Below are 20,000 nucleotides of genomic sequence, written 5' to 3' on the forward strand. Positions count from 1 at the left end.
CCCCGACGTTCGCCCGCCGGCCGGGGCCCGGCAACTTCGGCGCGCCGTTCGAGTTGTGGACGGGCCACCCCTCGCCGGGCCCGCGCTCAGCGGTCGGCCCCCTCAGCGGTCCAGTGCGCGGTGCGCCGTCTCCGGCAGCCTCAGGTACACCACCGAGGAGACGAGGCACAGCGCCGCGACGTACCACGGAAAGAGCCCGGGCCGCTCCAGCTGCTTGAACAGAGTGCCCATGTACGGGGCGGTCCCGCCGAACAACGCGACCGTCAGCGAGTAGGGGAACCCGATCCCGGCCGCCCGCACGCGGGCGGGGAAGACCTCCGCGTTGACGGCCGCGGAGATGGACGTGAACCCGGTCAGCAGCACCATGCCGGCGCAGCTCACCAGCAGGAGCGACACGAAGGAACCGTCGATCAGCTTCAGCAACGGAACGCACAGCAGCGCGAAACCGAGGCCGAAGAACAGCAGCAGCGGCCGGCGTCCGTAGCGGTCCGACAGCAGGCCGCCGACCGGTTGCAGTACGGCGAAGAAGGCCAGCGCCAGGGTGCTCGCGAGCAGCGCGTCCGACTTCGGGACGTCGGCGTTCAGCTCGGCGTAGGTGGGCAGGTACGAGGTCCAGGTGTAGTAGGCGAGGGTGCCGCCCGCAGTGATCCCGCCGATCAGCAGCGAGGCACGCGGATACCGGCGCAGCGCCTCGAACAGTCCGGGGCGCGCCGCCGCCTGCTCGGCGCTGCGCGTCTCGTGCGCCCCGCGCCTGATCCAGAACCCCGCGAGGCTCAGCAGCGCGCCCAGGACGAAGGGCAGCCGCCAGCCCCACGCCTCCATCTGCCCGTCGTCCAGCAGGCGCACCAGGAGCGCGGCGACGCCCGAGGCGATGAGCTGCCCGACCGTCGTCGAGACGTACTGGAAGCTGGAGAAGAGACCGCGCCTGCCGGCACCGGCCGATTCGACGAGGAAGGTCGTGGAGGCGGCGAACTCCCCGCCCACCGACAGCCCTTGGAGCAGCCGGGCGAGGACCAGCACGACGGGCGCGAGCACGCCCGCCGAGGCGTAGGTCGGCGTCAGCCCGACCAGCAGGCTGGAGCCGCCCATCAGCAGGATCGTCACCGTGAGCGCGGCGCGCCTGCCGCGGCGGTCGGCGACCGCGCCCATCAGCAGACCGCCGACCGGCCGCATGAAGAAGCCCACCGCGAACACCGCGAAGGTGGACAGCAGCGGGACCAGGGAGTTGTCCGCGCTTTTCGGGAAGACCTGATCGGCGATGTAGGTGGCCAGGAACGTGTAGGCGTACCAGTCGTACCATTCCACGGCGTTGCCGACGGAGGCCGCGGCCAACTGCCGTACCGGACGCCGGGTGGGGGACAAGGTCAGTGTCATGCGCACGTCCCTTTCCCGGGCCAGGGGTCCGCACACCCGCGGTTCGTGGCGATCTTGCGTACGGGACGGTCGCACCGGGGTGGACCGGCCGGTTTGGGCGCCCCGTGACCGGCAACCCGCACCACGGTCACGCGCGCCGCCCGTGTCCGGTGCCGGAGAGAGGAGTCCCCATGACCTCGGCGAGTACCCGCCCCGCGCGGCAGGCGGACGGGGAATGGGATCGCGCACTGCTCGTGCGCTACCTCGAACAGCGCTTCGCCTGCGTCGAGTCCTGCCGGGCCTGCGCGCGGGCCTGCGCCCGTCACGCACACGGCCTCGACCACAGCAACCGCGCGCTGACCTGCGTGGAGATCTGCGACCGCACCGCGCGCCTGCTGACCGAGGAACCCCCGCGCCGGGCCGAGGACGAGGCCGAGCTGAGCTTCCGGCTCGCCTGGTGCCGTGAGGCGTGCCTCGACTGCGCCGCCCGCTGCGCGGACGAGGCGTGCCTCGACTGCGCCGCCCGCTGCGCGGACCGGCGGGACCCGGGCTTTGCCGACTGCGTCCGCGCCTGCCGCGACTGCGCCGACGCCTGCGCACAACTCCTGCGCACCCTCGAAGCGGCGAACTGACGGGGCCCGGCGACGCGGGCCGGCCCGCCCGGAGGCAGAATCGGCGGGGCGGTCCCCTTCCGGCAGGCCGTACCCGACAAGCCGAGGAGGCGCCGGCATGGCCGAGCAGCCGCACCCCGACCGCGCGCCCGACGCCGGGCTCTTCGGACTGGACACCGTGACCTGGCGACTGCACGCCGACCCCATGATGTGGGTGGCCGGAGTCCGCGCCCTCTACTTCCAGGCCCTGCACCCGAGGACTTTGCGCGCCGTCATGCAGAACTCCGACTTCCGCGAGGACGCCTGGGGCCGGCTGATCCGCACCGCACGCTTCGTCGCCGCCACCACCTACGCGCCCACCGAGGACGCGGAGCAGGCCGCCGCCCGCGTCCGCCGCATCCACCGCGCGCTCGGCGCCACCGACCCCGACACCGGTGAGCGCTACGGCGTCGACGAGCCCGGACTCCTCCTGTGGGTGCACTGCGCCGAGATCTCCTCCTACCTGCACACCGTGCGCCGCTCCGGCTTCCGGCTCACCGACGCGCTCGCCGACCGCTACGTCACGGAGCAGCGCACCTCCGCACGGCTCGTCGGCCTCGACCCGGCCCAGGTGCCCGCCACCGTCGGTGAACTCGACGCCTACTTCCGCGGCATGAAGGCGGAACTCGCGGTCGGGCCCGAGGCCCGCGAGGTCGACGACTTCCTGCGCCGCCCGCCCGTACCCCCCGCCCTCCGGCCGGCCCGCGCCGTCCTGTGGCGCCGGGTCGCCTCGCTCGCCTACGGCTCACTCCCTCCGTGGGCCCACGCGCTCTACGGCGCCCCCGCCCCGCCGCCCGCCGTCGTGACCCGGCGGCTGCGCTCGACGGGGCGGCTGCTGCGGGCCGTTCCCACCACGGTGCGCTGGCAGTTCCCGCCCCAGCACATCCTCGGCGCCGTCGCACGGCTCGGCCCGGGCGCCCGGCCCTCCCCGTACCCACGTGGCACGGGGACGGCCATACTGGACACTTCGGGGACAGCGCGGCGAAGCGACGGGGGCGACGGCACGCGATGGCGGACACCAGGCTGATCCAGGGCCGCTACCGGCTGCTGGACCTGATCGGGCGCGGCGGCATGGGCGAGGTGTGGCGGGCCCGCGACGAGTCGCTGGGCCGCCGGGTCGCCGTCAAATGCCTCAAGCCCCTCGGCGCGCGGCGCGACGCCGACTTCACCCGGGTCCTGCGCGAGCGCTTCCGCAGGGAGGCGCGGGTCGCCGCCGCCCTCCAGCACCGGGGCGTCACCGTCGTCCACGACTTCGGTGAGCACGAGGGCGTCCTGTACCTCGTCATGGAGCTCCTGGAGGGCCGCAACCTCAGCCAGCTCCTGGAGGACCACACCCCGCACCCGCTGCCCCTCGACGTCGTCGTCGACATCGGGGCCCAGGTCGCCGCCGCCCTCGCGCACACCCACGAACAGGGCATCGTGCACCGCGACCTCAAGCCCGCCAACATCATGCGGCTCGCCGACGGCAGCGTGAAGATCTGCGACTTCGGCATCGCGCGGCTGGGCCACGACATCGGCTTCACCTCACGGCTGAGCGGCACCGGCGTCGCCATGGGCACCCCGCACTACATGTCGCCCGAGCAGATCGGCGGAGAGAGCGTCGACCGGCGCAGCGACCTCTACTCCCTGGGCTGTGTGCTCTACGAACTCGCCACCGGCGAGCCGCCCTTCGCCTTCGACGACGTGTGGGCGATCCTCGTCGGGCACAGCGACACCGCGCCGCGCCCCCCGAGCGAGCACCGGCCGGACGTACCCGACCACCTCGACCGCGTCGTCCTCGACCTGCTCGCCAAGGACCCCGGACGGCGCCCGCAGGACGCCGGGGACGTCGCCGCACGACTCACCGAGAAGCTGCCCACCGCCCGGCCCGCCGTGCCGCGCGCGTGGCCGGGCGCAGCCGCCCCCGAAGCCCCGCTGCCCGCCTGGACGCGGGGCATGACGGCGGGTCACAAGGCGAGCGTCACCACCGGGGCGCGCCGTCCGCCGCCGTCCGACGCGGCCGCCGGACTGTCCGCCATCTGGTCCGCCCGGGCCGCGGGCGGCGTGCCCGCCCCGGTCGAACAGCGCGCGCCGATTGCGGCGCCCGAACTCCTCGCCCATCTCGGCAGCCGCCACCAGGCGGGGCTGAGCCTGGGGCGGCTGGGCCGCTGGGAGGAGGCGGGGGAGGTGCACCGGGCGGTCGCCGCCGAACGCGCGCACCTGCTGGGCCCCGCCCACCCCGACACGCTCGCCAGCCGGTGCGAGATCGCCCTGAGCCTCAGCAGGACCGGCCGCCTCGCGGACGCCCTGCGCGAGTACACCAGGGTCGCGGAGGCCCGGGAACGCACGCTCGGTCCCGAGCACCCCGACACGCTCATGGCCCGCCACGAGACGGCCTACGTCCTCGGCAGGCTCGGCCGCCATTTCGAGGCCCACGAGGTCTACCGCTCCGTCCTCGCCGCCCGGGAACGTGCCATGGGGCCGGACCACCCCGACACCCTGTGCTGTCGCCACAACCTCGCCTACACCCTCGGCCGCCTCGGCCTGCTGGAGGACTGCCTGCGCCTGGCCGAGCAGACCGCCCGGGACCGCGCACGCGTCCTGGGCGCGGTCCACCCCGACACCCTGCTCACCCGGTACGAGACCGCCCACGCCCTCGGCCGGCTCGGGCGCTGGAGCGAGGCGCTCGACAGCTACCGGGCGGTGGCCGAGGGCCGCGCACGCGTCCTGGGCGCCCTGCACCCCGACACCCTGGCGGCCCGCTACGAGGTCGGCATCGGCCTCGGACGTCTCGGCCGCATCACCGAGGCACTGGAGCTCTACCGCGCGCTGATCGAGGACCGCACCCGCGCGGACGGCTCCGAGGCGCCCGAGACCCTGCGGGCCCGCCACGGCCTGGGCGTGAACCTCGGCCGGCTCGGCCGCTGGGCGGAGGCCCTGGCCCAGGCCCGGGACGTGGCCGCGGCACGCGTGCGGCTCCTCGGCCCCGCGCACCCCGACACCCTCGTCAGCCACCGCGAGATCGCTGTCGCCCTCGGCTGGCTCGGCCGCTGGGACGAGGCCCTGGACGTGTACCGTTCCGTCGCCGACCACCGCGAGCGTGTCCTGGGCGCGGGTCATCCCGACACGCTCTCCAGCCGCGACGACGAGGCCCACTGCCTCGAACAGCTCGGCAGGTCCCAGGAGGCCGCGCTGGTGTACCGCGCGGTGGCCCTCCTGCGCGAACAGGGCTGATCCACGCCGCGCGACGGCCCGGCACGGTCACCGCTGTCCGCGCGCGCAGCCGGGCCACTCGCACCTCAACATCAACGACGAACGGTCCATCGCACAGAAGGACTTCACCGCCGTCAACGACGGCTCCAGGTCCTACGTCGAGGTCGACCACGGTTATCAGGCCGTCACCGACAGCGGCCTCGCCGACCGCTTCGAGGCGACCACCGCCCAAGCCCTCTTCGTCGAGGTCTACAAGGACCGCACCGAGATCGCCCGCGTCAACATGGCCGCTGACAAGCACGACATCTACCAGGGGGGCGTGTGGCCGGCGAACCCGCAGCCGCCCTACGCCAGGTCGGGGACGCTCAGCGGCCCGACCCGGACCGTCCGGCTCAAGGGCGACACTAACCAGGAGATCAAGGACAACTTCCGCTACACCGCCGTCGCCCGCGACACCGTCGCCCCCTCGTTCACCTCGCGCCGGCCCCTGAAGGCCGTCAGGACCGCCACGGGCACCGCCGCCCTGCGCGTCCAGCGGGCCCGGGACGACCAGGTGGGCCACCACTACGACCTCGACATCGTCGACAAGGCCACCGGAATCGCGGACTCTCACCGGGCCGGTGGCCGGCGGCCGCCTCGCCGGCCACCCGCCCGGGATCGTGCCCGCCCCGAACCGATGTCTGATCGCCGACGCGGTGGGGGAGGACTCTGCCATGGATCAGCACCCCGCGGACCAGCCCCGGACCCTGCGCGCCCACGGCATCACCCTCGCCTACCGCGTCGCGGGCCCCGAAGACGCGCCCCCGCTCCTCCTCCTGCACGCCCGGGGCGAGGGGGGAACCGACTGGCAGCCCGTGCTCGGCCCCCTTGCCCACCGGCACCGGGTCTACGCCCTCGACCTGCGCGGACACGGCGCGAGCACGTGGCCCGGGCAGTACTCGTACGAACTCATGCGCGACGACGTGCACGCCTTCCTCGGCGCGCTCGGACTCACCCGCGTCGACGTCCTCGCCCACTCGATGGGCGGACTGGTCGCCTGCCTGCTCGCCCAGGACCGGCCGCGCCTCGTGCGCAGCCTCGTCCTGGAGGACGTGCCCGCACCCCTTCCGCTCGACCCGCCCCGGCCGCCGCCCGCACGGCCCGAAGGCCCGCTCACCTTCGACTGGCGCATGGTCCTCGCGACCGAACGCCCCCGCAACCAGCCCGACCCGGCGTGGTGGCGGCGCATGGACCGGATCGACCTGCCGGTCCTCGCGATCGCCGGGGGACCGGACAGCGTCGTCGACCAGGTCTCCGTGGCCGCGCTCGCCGAGCGGATACCCGGCGCCCGGCTCGTCACGGTGGACGCGGGGCACCTCGTGCACGCCACCCGCCCCGACGCCTTCCTCGCCCACGTACTGCCCTTCCTGGACACACCGGGCGGACGGGTGCGGGGGAGGGCGCAGGAGGAGAACCCGTCCCGACACGGGCCCTTCGGCTCTCCCCTTCCGGGCCCCCGCTGAGCGAGGCTTGGCCGGGATAGACCGATATGGCGTGTGCCGGGAACGAGGAAGAACATGAGTGACCTGCCGGTGTTGGCCGCGGTGGACGGCTCGGAGGACAGCCTGCGGGCCCTGGACTGGGCGATCGGGGCGGCGCGGATGCGCGGCAGCGTCCTGCGGATCGCGCACGTACGCCAGTACGCAGCCTGGGCCCAGCCCGAGGTGCTGGCGGCGGGTGAGGAGCCCGTCGGCGATCCGGTGCTCGACCGCTTGCGGCAGAGCCTCGGCGAGCGGACGGAGCTGCCGCCCCTGGAGTTCGTCACCGTCGAGGGCGCCCCCGACGCCGTCCTGCCCGACATGGGCGCGGACGGTCAGCTGCTCGTCCTCGGCTCGCGCGGGCGGGGCGGCTTCGCGAGCCTGCTGCTCGGGTCCAACGGCATGGCCGCGGCGCGCGAGGCGGCCTGCCCCGTCGTGGTCGTCCCGCGGCCCGGGCGCGCGGTCCCCGAGGACATGGCGATGGAGGTCTCGCCGGGACCACGTGTCGTCCTCGGCCTTCCCGCCGACGTCACCGACGAGCGGGCCGTCGAGTTCGGCTTCGCGGAGGCCGCCATGCGCGGCGCCGTCCTGCACGTGGTCTCGGCCTACCCCTGGCCCGCCCTCGCGTGGACCGCGCTCGGCGACTACACGCCCTCCGTCGAGGACCAGGAGGCCGCGGAGAACGAATGCCTCGCGATGGCGCAGGGGGTGGTCGACCGCCACCGGGCCGCCCATCCGAAGGTCGACGTGCTCGTCTCGGTCGCCGCGGGAGACGCGGCGGGCCATCTCGTCGCCGCCTCGGCGGACGCCGAACTCGTCGTGGTGGGCCGCCACCGCAGGCGACTGCTCCAGCCCGGCCGCATCCTCGGTTCCGTCACCCAGGCCGTGCTGCTGCACGCCGCCGCGCCGGTCGCGGTCGTGCCGCCCGCGGAGGCGGAAGAACAGGACGAGGACGCCGACGCCTCCGCCGCCTGAGCCCTCCGGCGCCCGCATCAGGCCGCGGACAGCACCAGCCGCCGCGAGCGGCTGACGTAGCCGGTCCGTTCGAAGGAGGCGGCCATCGGCGTGTTCCCGAGGTCGGTGTCGGCGCGCACGCGCCGCGCACCGGCCTCGGCCAGCACCCGGGTGATCTCGCCCAGCAGTTCGTCGGCGTATCCGTTCCCCCGGTACTCGGGCAGCACACCGAGGTAGCCGACGACAGGACACTCGTGGTTGCGCGAGGGTACGGCGAAACCGACCGCCTCGCCCGCCGCGTCCCGGGCCACCCGCCACCACGAACGCTCACCGGGCATGGTGTCGCGGTAGAAGGCCAGGTCCCGCCGGGCCTGTTCCCCGGCGCCCAGCTCCGCGGCCTCCCGCGCGCAGGCCGCGTCGAGGGTCCCTTCGAGGCAGCGCCGGAACAGGTCCACGAAGACCTCGTCGTCGGGCTCGGCGTGGAAGCGGAGCCGCCGGGCCGGCCCCGGCAGCCCGCGAGAGGCCTCCCACTCGTAGCGCAGGCGCTCCACGCTCACCGTCAGTCCGGCCAGGCGCGCCGCCTCGCGCCGCCAGCCGAGTGCGGCCGCGACCTCCGGGCGCGCATGCCAGTCGGCGGGCAGGAAGACGTGGTACTCCGGCGCGGAGTCAAGCCCCCGCCCGGCGAAGTACGCGTGCCCGGCGGTGAGCAGGGCGGCGGCCAGTGCCACCCGCTCGGGCCCCTCTCCCACCGCCGGGGCCACGCACACCGCGTCGAGCACGGCGGGCAGCGCCTCCTCCGGGCCCGCCCACCACACCGCCACCGCCAGCGCGGGCGCGCCGGGAGCCGGACGGGCGATCCAGGTGTGGGCCTCCCGGTACTGGTCGCGAGCCAGCCGCTCCCGGTACAGGCCAGGCGTCACAGAGCTGGCCGGATCGGCGTGGAGGAGGGGCAGCAGGCCGTCGAGATCGGCGGGAACGGCGGGGGCGAAGAGCAACGAGATCTCCAGGGGGAGGGGAACAGGCCGGCAAGCGGCGCGGTGCGGCGTGCGAGGGGCGCGCCCCGGCTCGCGCGTGCGGCGCCTCGGTCCGCACCGTGGTCCACGGGTGCGGCGGGTCGCCCGAGAACCTAGGTCCCCGCCGGAACCCGGGCAAGGCGTTTTCCGCTCGCCCCCGCTGCTCGGTCTCACCCTGAAGTGAAGGGTGAGAGTCATGTTTCGCGAGTCTTGCGCACAGGTCTCCGCGAGGTTCCCGCGAAGGCATCCGCGGCAGGCGCGCGAAGGTCTCCGCGAGGGGTGCCCACCGATCGCCGCGAGGGGTGCCCACCGGTCTCCCGCACCGCACTGCCGCCCTCGCGCGGGCCGTTGTCCGCGCGCCGGGACGGGGTCGGCAGCCCGGGCGCCGCACGGGAACACGCCCTCGCGGAGCGGGCCTCGTCACGCAGGGGTGCCCGCCGGTCACCCCTGCCGGGCACGTACCATGGCGGCATGTCCTTCCTCCGCCGCCGCAACCCCGCCACGCCCGCGGGCCCCGCGTTCGACGTCCTGGCCATGGACCCCGGGGACTGGCCCGGGAACCTCGGCGCCGGACTCCTTCCCGCCCCCGACGGCAGCTGTCAAGGGGTCTTCCTGCGCTACGACCTCTTCGGCGGCCGGGGCCCCGCGATGATCATCGGCAACCTGCCCGAGGGCTCCCCGGCCCGGGAACTGGCCGACAACCAGGTGCCCTTCGAGGTCGCGCAGCTTCTCCTCGCCCTGGAGAACGACGAGGACGTCGAGGTCGTGGGCGCCGAGGACATGCCCGTCATGCAGGGCGACAACCTGCTGATCGTGCGCCGCCTCAAGCTCTCCGAGAGCCGGATCTCCTGCGTGCAGTTCGACCGCAGCGACAACGTCCTGGTGACCATCGCCGCCTGGGACCGGCCGATCACCGACGACCTGTACACCCTGCTCAAGCCGCTGCCCGCCGAGATGTTCCAGCAGGGCTGAGCACGGTCGAGGCGCGACCGGAGGATACGCCGACGGCCGGCCCGGGGGGCTCCCGGACCGGCCGTTCACGCGTCCTCACCCGCTACGGGCCAGGACACCGCCGTCCTCAGTGCCGCGCGTCCGTCACCTGGACGTCGTCCGCGTTCACGTACGCGACCCGGTGGCCGAACTGGATCTCGTAGTACGTGTTCTTCCCACGCACCACCTGGTGCCCCGCCGTGTCGAAGGTCGGGGAGTAGAAGTACTCGCCGTGCACCTTCGCGCCCGCGACGTAGCGCTGCCCGGCGGGCAGCTTGTACGAGAACGGGGACAGGGCCTGCGGGGTGATCCCCGCGGGGTAGGCCGCCGCCTCCGGATAGGCCCTGCCGTAGACGGGGATGTCCTCGCGCCCCGCCCTGGGCGTGATCACGAGGCCCTTCGCGGGCACCGCCGTGGGCGCCTTGCGCGGGTTCTTCAGCCACGCCTTCTGGCCGAGGTACCACACGGCCGTCCAGTCGCCCTGCCGCCCGGCCACCACGTACTGCTGACCGGTGGACACCCGCGAGCCGAGGTCGTTGACGTCGGTGGTCGAGTCCTCACCACCGGGCCGCAGGCCGACGTCCCTGACCAGCGGGGCGTCGTCCGAGGGAGCCGTGCGCAGCCACAGTTCGCTCGACCCGTGCGAGGGACAGGCCTGACCGGCCGCCGTGCAGCCCGTGTACTGCGGACGGTTCTTCGCGTACGGGGGGAGCACCGTGACGACCTGCGCGCCCGGCCCGGCCGAGGGGTGGAAGGGCTTGCCCATCAGCGCGAAGTAGTGCGCCCAGTCCCAGTAGGGGCCCGGGTCGGTGTGCATCCCGGGGATGCCCGAGGTGGTCGTCGCCGGCACGTTGTCGTGCCCCAGGACGTGCTGGCGGTCCAGCGGGATGTCGTAGCGCTTGGCGAGATAGGCGACCAGTCGCGCGGAGGTCCGGTACATGGCCTCCGAGTACCACGCGTCCGGGGAGGTCAGGAAGCCCTCGTGCTCGATGCCGATCGACTTCGCGTTGACGTACCAGTTGCCCGCGTGCCAGCCGACGTCCTTCGTCCGCACGTGCTGCGCGATCAGTCCGTCGGTGGAGCGGACGGAGTAGTGCCAGGCCAGGTACGTCGGGTCCTGGACCAGGCCGAGCGTCGTCTCCCAGTCGGCCTCGGTGTCGTGAATGACGATCGAGTCGATCGTCTGGTCCCTCGGCCGGTCGGCGACGTCGTGGTTGCCGTAGTCGCCCTCGCCGAACTCCTCGTACGGCGCGGGGACCCACTCGCAGGACACGGTGGGCGGACACTCGGCCCCGCTCTTGTCGGCCGGGCGCAGCCCCAGACCGCGCAACTGGGCCGGGGCCGCCTCGGCGCGCGGGTCGGCCTTCAGCCGCACGCGCTGACCGGCGTCCGTCGTGCGGCTCTCGCCGTCGTGGATGACCGAGAAGACCTCCTGGGCGTAGGAGGCGGCCGTGGTCTTGTCGCCGGCGCCCGAGAACGCCGCTACCGCGCCGAACCAGTCGGCGGGGTCGGCGCTGAGCGGCCGGCCCTGTGCGCGCTGGGCCTGCGCGAGCAGCGCCGCCCCGCCCGCCACGTTCGCGGCGGCGTCCGTGCGCAGCGCCGCCGCGGGCCTGCCGGTGAGCTTCGCGGCCTTCCCGAGCGTCTTGAGGCGCGCGGGCAGTTCGGCGGCCTTCGGCGCGTCGTGGTGCGGGTGCAGGGCGGAACGCGAACTGTCGCCGCGCGGGTCCTCGGTCCCCTCGCTGTGGTGCCCGGCTCCGGCCAGCGCCGTCACCGCGTCGGTGAGGTGCATGGGGCCGTAGCCGCCGCTCACGCTCGGCGCCCCGCCGTGCTCGTCCCAGCGGGACTGGAGGTACGACACACCGAGGAGCACGCTCTGCGGCACGTGGTAGGTGGCCGAGGCCGCGGCGAAGGAGTCCTGGAGGCGCTGCGTGGGCCGCGGGGCCGCCGCGCCGGACGGCGCCGCGGTCAGCAGCGGGAGGAGCAGCGCGGACGAGGCGACGGCGGCCGCCGTCCTTCGTCTGCCGCGGACGGGGGGAATTCCTCGCAAGACAGCCTCCTGGGGGAGATGGTGCGCGATGGGTCTACGGGTCCGGACGTGCCAGTGGTACCGGCTGTCCGACGATCCGTCAATCACGTACCAGGGCAAGGATTTCCCATGTCAGGGGTGGTCCTATGAGGTACCAGTGGAGTGGACCAATGACGTTCGGCGGGCCCGCCACTCCGGAGCGAGGACCGACATCGTCACCCAGTCGACCCATTCGCCGTCCTGGAACAGCGCCGCGCGCCGCCGCCCCTCGACGACGAAACCGAGCTTTTCGTATACGTGGCGGGCGCGCGTGTTGAACGGCAGGACCTCCAGCGCCACCCGGTGCATGCCCAGTCGCGCGAAGGCGTGGCCGACGATCAGCTCGGTGGCCTCCGTGCCGAGACCTCTGCCGCGACCGGCCGCGCCCACGAGGATGCGGAAGACGCAGCCGCGGTTGCGCGCGTCCCACTGGTACAGCACGGCCTCCCCGACCAGCCGCCCGTCGGCGCGGTCGGTGATCGCGAGGTCGAGCCGGTCCCGGGCGTCGGCGGCCCGCGTGTAGAAGGAGCGCAGGCGCGCGTCGTCGAAAGTCATCCCCGCGGCTCCCGTCAGACGGCCCACCTCGGGCTCCCGCACGATCGCGCTGATCCGCGGGATGTCGGCGGGGGTGAAGGGACGCAACACGGTGCGCTCACCGACCAGCGTGGGCTTGACGGAGAGGTCGGGGACGGACGGCCGGGATGCCTGGCTGTTCATCCCCCGGATTCTCGACGGGGCCGGGGGAACGGGCAAGCGAATAGTGCCGTGGCGGCGGGTGCCCGCCCGGTGGCGGGGCGTCAAGGCGCCGGGGCCCGCGGCCGGAGCGCCGCGGGCTCACCTCACCGGTCAACGGCGTTCAGCGGGTGCCGACCGCCGCGCGTACCGCGTTGCGGGCCGTCGCGCAGTCGTCGTGCAGCCGGCGCAGCAGGAGCCGCTGCTCCTCGCCCGAGCTGGGCACCCCGGGGACGGCGGCGGGGGCCGTCTCGTGCATCGTGCGCTGGACCGCGGACTCGTAGGTGCGGATCTCGCGGGTCAGTACCAGCATGAGGTTGATGAGGAAGGCGTCCCGGGCGGCGGGGCCCGTGGACTGAGCGAACTGGGCGATCTGCCGTCGTACGTCGGGCGCGTCCCCGAGCACCGACCACAGGGTCGCCAGGTCGTAGCCCGGCAGGTACCAGCCGGCCTGGTCCCAGTCGACGAGGACCGGGCCGGCGGGGGAGAGGAGCACGTTGGTCAGCAGCGCGTCGCCGTGGTTGAACTGGCCCATGCCGCCGCGTCCCGCGCTCGCCGCGATCCCGTGCAGCAGCTTCTGCAGGTCGCCCAGGTCGCGGTCGGTCAGCAGCCCCAGTTCGTGGTAGCGGTTGAGGCGCCCCGCGTAGTCCAGTGGCGCGTCGAAGGTGTGCGGGGCCGGCTGCCACGCGTTGAGCCGGCACACCGCGGCGAGCGCGGCCCGTACGTCCCCGCGGCCGGGGGCCTGCACCGGATGCCTGCGGGTCGCGGCGGGCCGTCCCGGCATGCGCTCGATCACCAGCACCCCCTGCTCGGGATCGGCCGCCACGAGCCGGGGCGCCCGCACCGGCGGACGCTGCCGCACGAAGGAGCGGTAGGCGGCTATCTCGTGCCGGATGCGCTCGGCCCACACCGGCGAGTGGTCCAGTAAGCACTTGGCGACCACGGCGGTACGCCCGGTCGTGCCGACCAGCAGCACCGAGCGGCCGCTGCGGCGCAGCACCTGCGCGGGGTGGAACTCCGGGCAGATCCGGTGCACGGCGCTCACCGCGGCGCGCAGTTGCGCGCCCTGCGCACCGGAGAGGTCGAGACGGCCGCTGGGCTGCTGGGTCCCGACGAGGCCGGGCGCACGGCGGGCCCGGCCCGCGGCGAAGGGCGCTCCGGCCGGCCGGGCCGGGTCCAGGTAGGGGGCGCCCGGCTGGCGGACCCGTGGCGGCCTCGGCGGCGCGGACACGGCGGACGATGCTGTGTACATGGGCGGGGCAGGTCCCTTCGTGGGCCGATGGGTCGACGCGCCGGCCCCGGCCCGGAGGGCCGGGCACCCTGGGGAGTGCCGACCGGAAACCGGGTCGGGGTGGCGCGTTCCTACCCGACACCCGTCCCCCTGTGGCACACCATCTGGCGCACCCTGGCGAACCCTGGCGAATAGTCGCCCCGCATCTGACAGGCCGTTAGTGTCAAATCAGCCGAGAACCTGGGGGCTTGACGTGAGCGGACAACCCAACACCCGCCTGAACGACCTGTTCGGCCTGGCCGGCTGGTCCAAGGGCGAACTCGCGAGACTCGTGAACCGGCGGGCGGCGGCCATGGGCCACCCCCAACTGGCCACCGACACCTCGCGGGTGCGGCGCTGGATCGAGGTCGGGGAGATCCCGCGCGACCCCGTGCCGAGGGTGCTGGCAGCCCTGTTCACCGAGCGTCTCGGCCGTGTCGTGACCATCGAGGACCTCGGTCTGGTCCGGCGCGGGCGCGCGGGAAAGCAGCGCGCCGACGGGAGTACCGACGACAATCCCGACGGCGTGCCGTGGGCGCCTGAGCGGACGGCTGCGTTCCTCACCGAATTCACGGGAATGGACCTCATGCTCAACCGACGCGGCTTGGTGGGTGCGGGCGCCGCGCTCGCCGCCGGCTCAGCACTCAGCAACGCCATGCACGACTGGCTTCACACCGACCCCGTACTCGCGGCCGACGCGCCGCGCGTCGGCGACCCTCTGCACGCCGATCCCGCGGGCTTCGACCGGTACGAGGCAGCCCCGGTCGGCTCCCAGGAGATCGACGAACTGGAGCGCTCCGTCGAGGTGTTCCGCGCCTGGGACGCCTCCCGCGGCGGCGGCCTGCAGCGCAAGGCCGTCGTGGGACAGCTCAACGAGGTGGGCGGCATGCTCGCCTACCGTCACCCCGACCACCTGCAGCGGCGCCTGTGGGGCGTCGCCGCCAACCTCGCCGTCCTCGCGGGCTGGATGTCCCACGACGTCGGCCTCGAACCCACCGCCCAGAAGTACTTCCTCATCGCCGCGCACGCCGCCAGGGAGGGCGGCGACCGGCCCCGTGCGGGAGAGGCCCTGTCCCGCGCGGCCCGTCAGAAGGTCCATCTCGGGCAGCCCGGCGAGGCCCTGGACCTGATGAAGCTGGCCTCCTCCGGTGCCGGGGACCGGGCCCTGCCCCGCACCCGCGCCATGCTTCACACCATCGAGGCCTGGGCACAGGCGTCCATGGGCCGCGGACAGGCCATGCGCAGGACTCTCGGTGAGGCGGAGGAACTCTTCGTCTCCGACCGGGCCGACACACCGCCGCCCAGCTGGATGCAGATGTTCGACGAGGCGGACCTCTACGGCATGCAGGCCCTGGCCTACCGCACCCTCGCCGAGCACGACCCCTCCGCCGCCGCCGTGGCCCAGCGCCACGCCAAACGGGCTCTGGAACTGCGGAACGCGGACAAGCGGCAGCGTTCGCAGATCTTCGACTACCTGTCCATGGCCTCGGCCTCCCTGCTCGGCGACGACCCCGAACAGGCCGACACCTACGCGCGGCTGGCCCTCGTGTCCATCGGCGAGACCTCCTCGCACCGCACGTGGCACCGGCTGCGTCAGATGTACCGGCTCACCGCCCAGTACTCCGGTTACCCGAAGATCGACCAGCTTCGCGAGGAGATCCAGCTGGTACTGCCGAGGAGCCCCGGCGTCAAGGGGCGGCCGGGCGGCCGGGCGGCCGAGGCGTGAGCGGCCGCGGCGGCATCCGCCGTCGGGGCGTCGGGCACGACGACGGGAGAACGCGGCCCGTCCGGCCGCCCCCGGCAGGCAGTCGCTCACGCCGCAGCTCTCCGGGGCGCAGGGCGTGCCGGAGCCCCGAGCGGCTCGTGGGGCTCCCTCCTGCCCGCCGAAGGCCGCGGCCTCAGCCCGCGCGGTCCCGCACCCGGGCGAACAGCACGTACCCGTCGTCCTCGCGCACCACGGACGCGAACTCCTCGGTGAGCAGCCGCGCACACTCCTGTGCCGTACGCGCGGCGGCGAAAGCCGGGGCGAGGGCCGGCAGACGACGGTCGGCGAGGTCCGTACCCGGCGCGGGGACGGGGCTGCCGGTGCGCAGGACGACGAGGTCGCCCGGGAGCAGGGGTTCTCCCGCCTCGGCGTGTCGGTCCATGGGGACGTCGCCGAGCAGAGGCCGCTGCGGCGGGAGCAGTTCGCGGACCTCACCTCCCCGGAACAACAGGGGAGCGGGATGTCCCGCGTGGGCCCAGGTCAGCAGTCCCGTCCGTGGGTCGTAACGGCAGCACAGCGCGCTGCCCGGTGTGGGTCCGGCACCCGCCGCGACCAACTGGTCGAGGCAGTCGAGCGTCTGACCGGGGCCGAGCCCGGCCAGGGCGGTGCCGCGCAGCGCGCCGAGCAGGGTGGCCGTCGCGGCGGCCAGCGGCACTCCGCGGCCGGACAGCTCACCGACGGCCAGTACCGTCTGTCCGCCGGGCAGTTCGAGGGCCTCGTGCCAGTGGCCTTCCGGGGGGCCGGTCCGGACGGCCGGCAGCCGGACCACGGCGAGATCCAGGGCCCCGGGGGCGGCCTCGGGGGAGAAGCGCACAGGGCCGTGCTCCGCGGGGAGCACGGCCTCGCGCAGTGCGTCGGCCGCGTGCCGCTCCGCCAGCTCCTCGCGGTCCCGCCTGTCGAGCGAGTGACGGGTCTCCCGGAGGGCGCGTTCACCGCGTCGTAAGGCGCTCACGTCCCGCAGCACCGCCCACATCGAGGCGGTGGCGCCGTCCGTGTCGAGTACCGGCTCACCGGTCATGTGCACGGTGCGCGAGGAGCCGTCGGGGCGCGTCAACCGGAACTCCCCGTCGATCGGCTTCCCGTCGATCAGGCAGCCCGTCACCATCGCGGTGAGGCGGGGCTGGTCCTCGGGGTGCACGAGGGAGGGGAGTTCGTCCAGCGTGAGGGGTCTGGTCGCCGGATCGCGTCCGACGATCGCGTACAGCTCGGGCGACCAGCTGACCTCGTCGGTCAGCAGGTTCCACTCCGCGCCGCCGACCCGGTGCGGGAGCGACTCGTCGGGCCCGCCCCGCGCGGCCGGTCGCGGCGGGCGCGCCCCCGCCCGCAACTGGGCGAGATGGTCGTCCAGATCGTCGAGATGGTGCATCGCCAGTTCGCACAGCGCGCGCTGCCAGCGGGCCCGGACCTCGTCGGCCCGCGGGTCCTGCGGCTGCGCGCGCACCGCGTCCATGCCCCCGCGCAGGCGCCGGGCCTGGGCGATGAGGGCGTCGACCGGTCCCGGCTCGGGCGTGCCCGCTGCCGGGCGGTCCGTGAACGCGTGGGACGGCATGAGGACTCCGATACTGGCGACGTGCCCCGCAGGACGGGGACGGAGCGGCCCCCACCCCCTCAGGCGCTGGCGCACCTGTGGAATACCCGCTCCCACAACGGAGTTGGTGTCCCCTCGGGCGTGACGACGGTATGACTTTCGCACAGCGCCTCTGCTCCTGTAAGGCATTTGGCAAGACCCGATCCGCTGGTGCCCTCGGCATATGCCACAGTCTCCGGAGCGCTGTCGGACGGTACGCGCCTCAGCCGTTGGCCGCAGCGCCGGAGTCCAGGACCGTGTCCAGGGTGTCGGCCTCGGCGGGGGTCTTGTCGGGCCGGTAGCGCACGACGCGCGCGAACCGCAGCGTGACGCCCGCCGCGTACCGGGTGGAGCGCTGCAGCCCGTCGTAGGCGATCTCGACCACCAGCTCGGGCCGCACCCGCACGACATGGCCGTCGTCCGACTCGGACCGCTCCAGCAGCCGGCGGGTCTGCTCGTCGAGCATCGCGTCCGTGAGCCCCTTGAACGTCTTGCCGAGCATCACGAAGCCGCCCTCCGGGTCGCGCGCCCCAAGATGCAGGTTCGACAGCTTCCCGGTGCGCCGGCCGTGGCCCCACTCGGCGGCGAGCACCACCAGGTCCAGCGTGTGCACGGGCTTCACCTTCAGCCACGCGGCCCCGCGCCGGCCCGCGCTGTAGGGCGCGTCCAGCGACTTGACCACGACCCCCTCGTGCCCGCGCTCCAGCGTCGTCTCCAGGAACTCCTGGGCCACCGTGACCTGCCCGGGCTGCTGCGGAGCGTCGACCTCGTAGCGCCGCACCCGCAGGTCCGGGGGGACCAGCACCGCGAGGGCGGCGTGCCGCTCGACGGCCGGGGCCTCCAGCAGCTCACGGTCGTCGACCAGCAGGACGTCGAAGAAGACCGGGGCCAGCGGCACCGCGGCCCGCGCGGCACTCACGTCCACCCGGGAGCCGGTCCGCCCGGCGATCTCCTGGAAGGTGCGCGGCCGGCCCGCCGCGTCGAAGGCGATCACCTCACCGTCCAGGACACAGCGCCGCGCCGACAGGGTGCGCGCCGCCTCGACCACCTCGGGCACCCGGTCGGTGATGTCGTCGAGCGTGCGTGTCCACACCCGGACCGCGTCCCCGTCCCGGTGCACCTGAACCCTGATGCCGTCGAGCTTCTCCTCGACCGCGCACGGGCCGAGCGCCCCCACCGCCTCGGCGACCGACTTCGCGGAGCGCGCGAGCATCGGCTGCACCGGCCTGCCCACCGTGAGCCGGAAACCGGCCAGCGCCTCGCGCCCCTCCGCGAGCAGGGCCCGCGCCACCGGGACCAGCGCCCCGCTCAGCATCACCGCACGGCGCACCTCCTCGGCGGGCACCCCGGCCGCCGCCGCGAGTCCTTCGACGGCCATCGCGTCCAGCGCCCCCTGGCGCACCTCGCCGGTCAGCAGACCCACGAGGAAGCGCTGTTCGGGCTCGGTCGCCGCGCCCAGCAGCAGGGCGAGCAACCGGCGCCGTTCCTCCTGGGACCCCTTGCCACCCACCGACGCCAGTTCCGTGAAGGCCGCGTCGACGGCCTCCAGCGTCAACGAAGGACCGGCGGCCGGCGGCACCGGGGCGCGCAGACTGCTCCAGCCGACGCCGATCCGGCCCTGCGGAGGACGGCCCGCGAGACAGGCGATGGCCAGCGGCGCGTCCCGCGGTCCCGCAGCACGGAACAGCCCGGCCAGCAGCGCCGTCTTCTCCGAGCGTGCCCGGGTCGCCGCGACCGCCGTGGACACCTCCACCACCTTCGACAGCAGCATGCCCTCCATCCTGCCCCGCACGGCCCCGTCCGGCACGCCCGCGACCACCCGGCCACCGCCCCCGGATCACGTGGTAGTAGTGCCGGGGAGGATCTTCGAACCCGTTCTCTCCCTGCCCCCGACCGTCCGCCCACGCCCGAAGGACCAGCCAGCCATGACCGACCGCACCATGCGCGCCATCGTCCAGACCGAGTTCGGCGGACCCGAGGTGCTCACGCCGACCCGCGTCCCGCGCCCCGAGCCCGTACCGACCGAGGTCCTGGTCCGGGTCCGTGCCGCCGGGGTGAACCCGGTCGACGGCAAGACCCGGCAGGGGCTCGGTGCGGCCGCCGCCCTCGCGAAGCCGCCGCTCGTACCCGGCTGGGACGTCGCGGGCGTCGTCGAGGAGGTCGGCGCCGGGGTGACGGTCCTGCGGCCGGGCGACGAGGTCTTCGGCATGCCCTGGTTCCCGCGCCCGGCCGGCGCCTACGCCGAGTACGTGACCGCCCCCGCCCGCCAGTTCGCCCGCAAGCCCGCGGGGCTGAGCTTCGAGCAGGCCGGGGCGCTCCCGCTCGCCTCGCTCACCGCCTGGCAGGCCCTCGTCGACACGGCGCGGCTGCGGCGCGGCGAACGGCTGCTCGTGCACGCCGGGGCCGGCGGCGTCGGTCACCTCGCCGTGCAGCTCGCCCACCATCTCGGTGCCCACGTGATCGCCACGGCGAGCGCTTCCCGGCACGCGTGGCTGCGCTCGCTCGGCGCCGACGAGGTCCTCGACTACCGCACGACCCGGTTCGAGGACGAGGTCGCCGGCGTCGACACCGTCCTCGACCTGGTCGGTCCCAAGGACGACACGAGCGAGCGGTCCCTGCGGGTCCTGCGCCCCGGTGGGCTGCTGGTGACGGCGCCCTCCGGCGGGGGCACCGAGATCCACGAGCGGGCCGCCGAGGCCGGACTGCGCTCCACCGGAATCCTCGTGGAGCCGGACGGGGCGGCGCTCACCCGTATCGCCCAGCTCGTCGAGAAGGGGGCGCTGCGGGTGCATGTCGACGACGTCCATCCGCTGGAGGACGCCGCCGCCGCGCACACCAGGCTGGAGGCCGGAGGGACGCGCGGCAAGCTCGTGCTCAGCGTCGCCGACCACTGAGCACGACCGGCCACCGCGCCGGTCACCGAGCTGGAAGG

General features: G+C 74.3%; 15 protein-coding genes. 8 read left to right on the top strand and 7 right to left on the bottom strand.

Annotated elements, in window-relative coordinates; all coding sequences use genetic code 11:
• Nucleotides 1-102 precede the first annotated feature (102 nt).
• A complete protein-coding gene (locus tag AB0J21_RS22105) occupies nucleotides 103-1,374 on the bottom strand; it encodes an MFS transporter (protein WP_363147777.1) in 1,272 nt (423 codons plus the stop codon).
• A 170-nt stretch (nucleotides 1,375-1,544) separates the two neighbouring features.
• Here AB0J21_RS22105 and AB0J21_RS22110 point away from each other — a divergent pair, with 170 nt between their 5' ends.
• From AB0J21_RS22110 to AB0J21_RS22130, 5 genes are all read left to right on the top strand, one after another.
• Nucleotides 1,545-1,985, top strand: coding sequence for a ferredoxin (locus tag AB0J21_RS22110; RefSeq protein WP_363147778.1), 441 nt, complete (start codon nucleotides 1,545-1,547; stop codon nucleotides 1,983-1,985).
• Nucleotides 1,986-2,082: 97 nt separating this feature from the next.
• A complete protein-coding gene (locus tag AB0J21_RS22115) occupies nucleotides 2,083-3,030 on the top strand; it encodes an oxygenase MpaB family protein (RefSeq protein WP_363147779.1) in 948 nt (315 codons plus the stop codon).
• Nucleotides 3,012-5,216, top strand: a complete 2,205-nt coding sequence (locus AB0J21_RS22120; protein ID WP_363147780.1) for a serine/threonine-protein kinase — start codon at nucleotides 3,012-3,014, stop codon at nucleotides 5,214-5,216. Before AB0J21_RS22115 ends, AB0J21_RS22120 begins: the two co-directional genes overlap by 19 nt.
• A 692-nt stretch (nucleotides 5,217-5,908) precedes the next feature.
• Nucleotides 5,909-6,697 carry an alpha/beta fold hydrolase gene (locus tag AB0J21_RS22125; protein WP_363147781.1) on the top strand — a complete coding sequence of 263 codons (789 nt, stop codon included), beginning with the start codon at nucleotides 5,909-5,911 and terminating at the stop codon, nucleotides 6,695-6,697.
• A gap of 54 nt (nucleotides 6,698-6,751) precedes the next feature.
• Complete coding sequence (locus AB0J21_RS22130) at nucleotides 6,752-7,687, top strand: universal stress protein (RefSeq protein WP_363147782.1); 936 nt, start codon at nucleotides 6,752-6,754, stop codon at nucleotides 7,685-7,687.
• A gap of 17 nt (nucleotides 7,688-7,704) precedes the next feature.
• Here the strand turns inward: AB0J21_RS22130 and AB0J21_RS22135 are convergent, their stop codons facing one another.
• Nucleotides 7,705-8,661 carry a GNAT family N-acetyltransferase gene (locus AB0J21_RS22135; RefSeq protein ID WP_363147783.1) on the bottom strand — a complete coding sequence of 319 codons (957 nt, stop codon included), beginning with the start codon at nucleotides 8,659-8,661 and terminating at the stop codon, nucleotides 7,705-7,707.
• Nucleotides 8,662-9,150: 489 nt separating this feature from the next.
• On the opposite strand from AB0J21_RS22135, the gene AB0J21_RS22140 reads away from it, so the two are divergent.
• Nucleotides 9,151-9,651 carry a hypothetical protein gene (locus tag AB0J21_RS22140; protein ID WP_363147784.1) on the top strand — a complete coding sequence of 167 codons (501 nt, stop codon included), beginning with the start codon at nucleotides 9,151-9,153 and terminating at the stop codon, nucleotides 9,649-9,651.
• Between the two features lie 106 nt (nucleotides 9,652-9,757).
• Here the strand turns inward: AB0J21_RS22140 and AB0J21_RS22145 are convergent, their stop codons facing one another.
• The 3 genes from AB0J21_RS22145 to AB0J21_RS22155 form a co-directional block, all read right to left on the bottom strand.
• The gene (locus tag AB0J21_RS22145; RefSeq protein ID WP_363147785.1) at nucleotides 9,758-11,716 is read right to left on the bottom strand and encodes an N-acetylmuramoyl-L-alanine amidase; all 1,959 of its coding nucleotides are present in this window, start codon (nucleotides 11,714-11,716) and stop codon (nucleotides 9,758-9,760) included.
• 123 nt (nucleotides 11,717-11,839) lie between these two features.
• Complete coding sequence (locus AB0J21_RS22150; RefSeq protein WP_363147786.1) at nucleotides 11,840-12,451, bottom strand: GNAT family protein; 612 nt, start codon at nucleotides 12,449-12,451, stop codon at nucleotides 11,840-11,842.
• A gap of 139 nt (nucleotides 12,452-12,590) precedes the next feature.
• Nucleotides 12,591-13,718 (bottom strand): aminoglycoside phosphotransferase family protein, encoded by a 1,128-nt coding sequence (locus AB0J21_RS22155; RefSeq protein ID WP_363147787.1) that lies wholly within the window; start codon nucleotides 13,716-13,718, stop codon nucleotides 12,591-12,593.
• A gap of 232 nt (nucleotides 13,719-13,950) precedes the next feature.
• Between AB0J21_RS22155 and AB0J21_RS22160 the strand changes: the two genes are divergently transcribed.
• Entirely contained in the window at nucleotides 13,951-15,462 is a 1,512-nt protein-coding gene (locus tag AB0J21_RS22160) for a hypothetical protein (RefSeq protein WP_363147788.1), read from the top strand.
• A 172-nt stretch (nucleotides 15,463-15,634) separates the two neighbouring features.
• Here AB0J21_RS22160 and AB0J21_RS22165 read toward each other — a convergent pair whose 3' ends face one another.
• On the bottom strand, nucleotides 15,635-17,050 hold the full coding sequence (locus tag AB0J21_RS22165) for a SpoIIE family protein phosphatase (RefSeq protein ID WP_363147789.1): 1,416 nt from the start codon (nucleotides 17,048-17,050) through the stop codon (nucleotides 15,635-15,637).
• 241 nt (nucleotides 17,051-17,291) lie between these two features.
• Complete coding sequence (locus AB0J21_RS22170) at nucleotides 17,292-18,839, bottom strand: ATP-dependent DNA ligase (RefSeq protein ID WP_363147790.1); 1,548 nt, start codon at nucleotides 18,837-18,839, stop codon at nucleotides 17,292-17,294.
• Nucleotides 18,840-18,993: 154 nt separating this feature from the next.
• Here AB0J21_RS22170 and AB0J21_RS22175 point away from each other — a divergent pair, with 154 nt between their 5' ends.
• Nucleotides 18,994-19,962 (top strand): NADP-dependent oxidoreductase, encoded by a 969-nt coding sequence (locus AB0J21_RS22175; RefSeq protein ID WP_363147791.1) that lies wholly within the window; start codon nucleotides 18,994-18,996, stop codon nucleotides 19,960-19,962.
• Nucleotides 19,963-20,000: the final 38 nt, after the last annotated feature.

Source organism: Streptomyces sp. NPDC049954 (assembly GCF_040656295.1).
Lineage (GTDB): Bacteria > Actinomycetota > Actinomycetes > Streptomycetales > Streptomycetaceae > Streptomyces.